At 31.6% G+C, this 6,567-nt stretch carries 6 protein-coding genes; all 6 read right to left on the reverse strand.

Annotation, left to right across the window (positions count from 1 at the left end):
- Nucleotides 1–339: 339 nt before the first annotated feature.
- A complete protein-coding gene (locus BLP81_RS13395) occupies nt 340–729 on the reverse strand; it encodes a hypothetical protein (RefSeq protein ID WP_093370496.1) in 390 nt (129 codons plus the stop codon).
- Between the two features lie 238 nt (nt 730–967).
- On the reverse strand, nt 968–1,363 hold the full coding sequence (locus BLP81_RS13400; protein ID WP_093370500.1) for a hypothetical protein: 396 nt from the start codon (nt 1,361–1,363) through the stop codon (nt 968–970).
- A 168-nt stretch (nt 1,364–1,531) separates the two neighbouring features.
- Nucleotides 1,532–2,254, reverse strand: a complete 723-nt coding sequence (locus BLP81_RS13405) for a hypothetical protein (RefSeq protein ID WP_143002847.1) — start codon at nt 2,252–2,254, stop codon at nt 1,532–1,534.
- Between the two features lie 150 nt (nt 2,255–2,404).
- Nucleotides 2,405–2,869 carry a hypothetical protein gene (locus BLP81_RS13410; protein WP_093370507.1) on the reverse strand — a complete coding sequence of 155 codons (465 nt, stop codon included), beginning with the start codon at nt 2,867–2,869 and terminating at the stop codon, nt 2,405–2,407.
- 1,276 nt (nt 2,870–4,145) lie between these two features.
- Nucleotides 4,146–4,640, reverse strand: a complete 495-nt coding sequence (locus tag BLP81_RS13415; protein ID WP_093370512.1) for a hypothetical protein — start codon at nt 4,638–4,640, stop codon at nt 4,146–4,148.
- A gap of 210 nt (nt 4,641–4,850) precedes the next feature.
- On the reverse strand, nt 4,851–6,098 hold the full coding sequence (locus BLP81_RS13420) for a hypothetical protein (protein ID WP_093370517.1): 1,248 nt from the start codon (nt 6,096–6,098) through the stop codon (nt 4,851–4,853).
- Nucleotides 6,099–6,567: the final 469 nt, after the last annotated feature.

Genomic DNA, 6,567 nt, shown 5'->3' on the forward strand with positions numbered 1-6,567 from the left:
TGGCTACGAAATCGGTTACGGTATTGTATTTGGGCTGACTGGAAGAAGCCGGAGCGAAAACGCAAGAACCTCATAAGGTTGGGAATCGAGCAAGGTCAAGCCTATGCTTGGAGTCGAACAAGAATGGGAGGATGGGCAGTAGCTCAAAGTCCAATCTTGAAAACGACAATAACTGTAAAACGCTTGCAACTCAGAGGTTATGAGCAAATGCTATACTACTACCACAAAGTGAAGTTCTGATAATACGAACCGCCGTATACGAGACCCGTACGTACGGTGGTGTGAGAGGCGCACTCCGTCAGTTACTGGCGGAGCCGTCTACTCGATTGTACAACGTTATTACTCGAATATTTGATAATTACTTTCAATTTTTCCCTTTAATTCATTCCATTCAGTATTATTACGAATCTTAATGAATTCAACTTTTATTTTAGAATCAAATTTTGAAGGAATTGTAGGTTCATAATGTGAGTAAATTGTCAAAGTGTCATTATCAGTTTTATATATTATTTCGCTAAATCCTTGAAAAACATATTCAGATAGTGAGTCGGCTTGAAATTCCAAAACAGGATTTGTTGAAATCACAGTGTTTTTATGATTTCCAGTTATTCCCCAATTTTTGCTTTTCACATAGAGAGTAGCATTTTCATTAGGGAAATTAATTTCTTTCTTTTCATATACTGGTTCTGCGATTTCATTCCATTTTGATAAATTATTTTCAAATTTCATTCCTAACCAAAATGAAAGAATAATTAGTAAAATCGAAATTATAAGTAGATATCTTTTTTTCAATTTAAAATTCTTTTTTCAAATGTTGTACAACGGTCTTGGCTATGATTTCGTTGCGGAAAAATCCGCAGGATTCTTTCCGCCGTAGCCGAAAGATAGTAAAATAGCGTTGAATTCCGCCAAGGAATTCAACCGCAATGAATTATAGCCTATGTTGTGTGCTGTTGAAGTTTTTTGTCTAACGCCTATATAGTTTTGCCGTATCTTCTATAACATCATTTGTCATATACAGACTATCCTTATCTAATCTGACAATAACCCATTTAACAGTAAATGATTCAGAATATACGATATTTAATGTGTCATTTAGTAAATAATAATGAACTGGTTCATCTTGATGTTCAACATTGTATACGGAATCATTTTTTAACCAAAATGTTGCATTTACCGAATCATTTTCAGCCCATATTCCCTCAATTAAATCCTTATAGTTACTATAATCAATTTTTTGGTTTTTTTCAATCGATTGATCGGTTAATCTTCTTTCAGCTTTTTTGTTAGTTTTAGGATTGCAATTGACAAAAAATATGGCAACAAATAAAAAAAAGATGTGTTCTATTCTAAAAATGTTCATTTTGTATCGGTTTCTAAAACTTTAATTGCACACAACGTTTCCGCATAACGCTTCGTTGCGGAAAAATTAGCAATTATTTTTCAATTTATGATTTTATTTCAGGAAAATCCCAAAACCCTGATTTCATTCACAAACTCCGCAATGAGCGATATGCAGTGTTACCTACTGTTATTCTTTTTTAAATTTAACTAATTCAGGTTTAATTATAATCGATTCTATTTTTCGTGGATATTCTCCGTGCTCAAAAGTCAGTTCAACACCATTCTCATTTTTTTCAAGTGATATTATTTTAACACGATGAAAATCGGAAATTACAAACGTTTTATTTTCATAACCTAATGCTATAGGTTGAATTAAAATATGAATATCAGTATTTGAATTTTCGACTTCGAGAGGTAAAGTTTTACCATTGTAAAATGTCATTACTCTCACAAAAAAATCATTCCCATATTTAGACTCTTCTTCATTAAAATTGTCAAGAATTGCTCCAAATTCCGAGTCAGAAGTCTGTATTATTTCTGATGTATGCTCATAGACAAAAAAATTGTCAGATATATCTAAGGTGTCATTAAATACTTTTTGATCAATTATTTTCTTCTCACCAGATTTGAGTACGTCGGTTACATTTATTTCTCTATCTGAGTTTTCTATAAAAAGATAATAATCAGATGATTGTTGATATTTATCAATTTCATTTTCTAGCTCTAAGTTTTGATTTTGTAACTTTTTAGTTTGAGTTCTTAAATTAGTAATCAAATCTACTTTTTTGTCTAATTTTTGATTAAGCTCCTTCACTTTTATATTAAGTCTTTCGATCTTTTCAGTATGATTCTCTGAATTACAACTTGATATAAATATTATAAGTAATGACAAGAGTGTGATTTTTTTCATAATAGTAGGTAACGTTTCACGGCTATGAGCTGTGGCGTGAGTTGAGCAACTAATGTAGCAAACAAAACCCAGACCTGAGGAAAATCCGTGAGGATTTTCCGAGTGAGCCGGTTGAAGCCATAGCTTGTAGCCGTTGTTATGCACAGGTTTTTATCCATCTAGACTCCACCAGAAGTACAAAATGTTCTCCTCGTTTTGGTCACAAATGGCAAAATCCCCATTTCCTTTTGGAATTCCATTTATTGCGTTTTGTAATTCAGTCAGTTTTGTTTTTCCGAACTGTATTTCAATTCCGTTGTTGAGTTCGTTAATTCGCCAATGATTTTCCGATTCGTTTGTTTTGTAATTCAGAGTTAGATTTGGTTTAGATTTCCATTGAGCGGTTCCGTTTTGGTTATTCGGTACGTTTAGTTGATTTTGAGTTGGTGATGTAGTTGGTAGAGTTTTTTTAGTTGACCACTCACAAGCATCCATAAGATTCAATAATTCAAAAAGACTTTCGCTCGCGTTTGAGTCAACCGTAAAGTTCCAACCAGGATAATTTCGTTGGTTGTCTTTATAAGTCCAAGTATAAACTTTTCCTTTCACTTTATATTTCTCAATTTCCGCTTTCATTTGTTTTTCTCAACTTGTGCATAACGGTCTCGCATAACGCTTCGTTGCGGGAAAATTAGCAATTATTTTTCAATTATGGATTTTACTTGCAGAAAATCACAAACCTTCTATTTCAGCCACAAACTCCGCAATGAGCGATATGCAGTGTTACCTGTAGTGATTTACTTTTCGGCTATTTGTTTATTCAGATCTGTTTGTAAAATACAGATTCCAATCTTAAAAAAATATTTTTATTTTATTTCTTGTAAATTTTTTACGGCAAAATTATATAATGCTATTGCAATTTCAATTGTAACGAAAACATGAACAATATCTAACACAGTTTCATTTTCAATTATATTGCTTAAAAGTGAAATAACTATCGCAACTGCTATTGTTCTACCAATAATAAACTGAATCTTCATTTTGATATACCTACTAAACTAGGATTCAAGTTACAATGTGTTTGATCGCAAATTAGATATGCGATTCGGAATGCTATGATCGTTTCATAAGCATATACTTGATTTGAGATAAACATTTATTAGCTCAGAATTCTCTTGTATTAAACTGATTTAAAAGAAAAAGGCCAGTATTAAATATATTATTTTAATTATTACTAGAAAGATTTAAATAAAATACTATCATAATAATTGTCCCAATTAATATTGATGAATAAATAATTTCTGTCCCAAGAATATTGAGAAATATAAAAATTGAAACACATATATAAATTATAATTAAAATGTCATGTAGTGTATTACTTCTAAATTTACTCTTATTATAATGAGTTATAATATTAAAGTATCTTTTATTTATTAAAAAATATATAATATTAAAAATAAATATTAACCATGGAATTACGATTAAAATATTTTCATCAATTGATTTTAGATTAATATTAAAAACAGATGCTAAGGTGAAAAAGTTAAAAAAAAAATAAAACTGATATCGCAAAACAAGTTGCCCATTCGGGGACTGTTTTGTTCGACTTATTAATTGATTTATATAATCTATAAAAATAGTAATCGTAAATATTCATTACATTAGCTTAATTACTAATTATATTCCCATTTTCATTTCTTGAAAACCCACCCCATTATTTCTAATTAAAATTTGAATATTGTTCTTTTTTGTTCGTTATTTTTTCGCATTACAGGTAACGTTTCTGGCTATGATTTCGTTGCGGAAAAATCCGCAGGATTCTTTCCGACGTAGCCGAAAGATAGTAAAATAGCCTTGAATTCCGCCAAGGAATTCAACCGCAATGAATTATAGCCGGTGTTGTACACCGTTTTTATATTATTATTAATTCTATCGATAAATCGTTTTTCAATTCATCCATTTTCATTTCGTTCCACCAATCTCTAGGAATTTTAGAAGAATTTAGAAGGAAACTGACTTTTATTTCTTTTACAATAACAGCAACATTTCCTTCTCCAGTAATTATTTCCTCTATCTTATATTTTTCTTTTAAATCTCCAAGAGTATTTCCAACTCCAATTCCTATATCAGTTTTAAAGTCTTTTCCATAAAGCCATATCCTCCAAACTTTTTTTTCAGTTTCGTCCGGTTCAACCGCATAAATTAATTCAGAGTTTTCATAAACATTAAATATAGGGTAGTCATCTCCTTCAAGATTAATTGTTTCCTTTTTGACTTTATAAATTTCACTTTTACTTTCTAAGAATTCAGAAATATCCATTCCGATTTTCACATTGTCAACGCAATCATTCTCTATAATTCCAGAATCAATAAATAAAAAAAGTGCAATTATTGTGAGTATTTTCATTTTTTCTTAAATGGTGTACAACGTTTGGGCTATGAGTAGTGCGGGGCAAAAACACCAAAACTTTTTAATTCAGCACCGACCCAAGTGAGCAATTTTCTGTTTATAATTTTCATCCTATAAATATATAAATTGCGAACGAGAAAACACGCCTAAACCTTCGATTTTGCCCAAACTTCCCGCATTACTTATAGCTGGTGTTACCACACGTTTTTATTTTGGTAAATGGTATAGCTGTATAGCTAATTTCAATTCTCTATTTTCATCTCCGTTTATGTGAAAGCGATAGTTAAACCAATTTTCATCGGTATTATTTTCATAGCTTAAATAATTCTCATGATTTTTTGTACTAGTCGAAACTTTATCTAAAATTGAACTGAAATCTTGTTGTCTGGCAAACATTATTACAGACGCTTTTGTATCTCTCCAGGTTAAGTAATTCAATAGTTGTGAAATTGTTTTTAAATAACCTTTTTCTCCACTCCAAAATTTACACTCAGCTATGAAGATAACAGAACTATCGTATCGCAATTGAATATCAGTTTTTCCTGATTTGTTGAATGTTTCTCCGCTTGCACTTCCAAGTTCAAAATTTGGGTCTAAGGTCATAAGAATATGGTCTCGTAAATCCTCTTCGCCTTTTCCTTTGTAAACACTTGGCATTCTCTCAAAATTTCTGCCAACGTCATTTATAAGTTTTAAAATATGCCGATAGCTATCTTCATCCAAAGTTGGTTCTGGTTTAAATCCTTTTTCCGTTACTATAGGCTTGTTAATTTTTATCTTTTCCTTTAATTGTGGTTTAGGAACAGAAAAGGTATTTGTTGAAGATTTTTTTCTTTTGAGAGGAACCCCTAAAGAAGACATTAAATTATTTTTATTTAGTAGTGCGCTTTTACGTTTACTAAAAACACTATTCAAGTTTGATTTAAGGGAATTATTAAATTTTTCAATATCAGATACCAAGCTGTCATAATTACTTTTAATACCTCTTACTTCTCTATCAAAGCGTTTTTTCATTTCGGGCCCATCGCTATCGAAATTTATAAATTCAGTTGAAATTGTATCGCTGTTGACCTTAAAATCTCCACCACCGCCGATAGAGAACCTTGAAGCTGGACTATAATTTAGTAAATTAACGTTTCCGCTGACTGGAATAAAAAATTGAATTATTTCCTTTTTAACTTTATCCACTCCAAATCTATCGTATATGGCTGAAAAATATTCAATTGGAATGTCATCTTCATAGCTGTCAGCATAAACGTCTTCATAGTGAATTATTGGAATTTCCATTTGATTTGAATTTGTCAAATGCTCCAAGTATTCAGTTGGATTTACATTCAAAATATAATCTTCGGTTTCAGTTTCGATTGTTTGAGTAAGTCGTTGGAAAATCGAACGAAATTTTTCATCAATTCTGCCTGACCTGAAAATTTTTGAATGATCTGAATGTCTGTACATTGTTTTTTGTCAAATGTGTGGTAACGGTTCTCTAGTATGGCCAGTAGCGTGTAAGTACTAGCTTAATTTTCAGTTTATCTTTTATGTTTCTAAATATACCAAAACTTTCGGTTTAGCAGATAGAAGCTATTGGCTATACTAGATGTGTGTGCCTTGAATGGTAAATATAGTTCTTTTACATGAACGCCCATAGGGTGTAAGTCCCGAATACATGGAAGTAACGTTCCAAAGTAAAGCAAGTGGCAAGGTGGTTTGGGGTGACCCATACATTGAAGTAAGCCAGACTGCGTAAACTGTGCTGACGAACAGGAACTGAATACAGAGGCTATGAGGTTGGATGAGTAGGCACATCACTGCAAAGTCCAAGACCGTATTTTCGGATAACCAAAATAGTAGATTCAGCAGTTATAGTTTAAAGGGTATTTATCTTACCGAGGGAGGTCTCCAAAGTCACGAGTTGGCTATATGG

It is taken from the genome of Psychroflexus sediminis (assembly GCF_900099815.1).
In the GTDB taxonomy this organism is placed as follows: domain Bacteria; phylum Bacteroidota; class Bacteroidia; order Flavobacteriales; family Flavobacteriaceae; genus Psychroflexus; species Psychroflexus sediminis.

Coding starts and splice junctions, on each gene's coding strand:
- BLP81_RS13395 (WP_093370496.1), bottom strand. CDS start 729: ATGAAATTTGAAAATAATTTATCAAAATGGAATGAAATCGCAGAACCA.
- BLP81_RS13400 (WP_093370500.1), bottom strand. CDS start 1,363: ATGAACATTTTTAGAATAGAACACATCTTTTTTTTATTTGTTGCCATA.
- BLP81_RS13405 (WP_143002847.1), bottom strand. CDS start 2,254: ATGAAAAAAATCACACTCTTGTCATTACTTATAATATTTATATCAAGT.
- BLP81_RS13410 (WP_093370507.1), bottom strand. CDS start 2,869: ATGAAAGCGGAAATTGAGAAATATAAAGTGAAAGGAAAAGTTTATACT.
- BLP81_RS13415 (WP_093370512.1), bottom strand. CDS start 4,640: ATGAAAATACTCACAATAATTGCACTTTTTTTATTTATTGATTCTGGA.
- BLP81_RS13420 (WP_093370517.1), bottom strand. CDS start 6,098: ATGTACAGACATTCAGATCATTCAAAAATTTTCAGGTCAGGCAGAATT.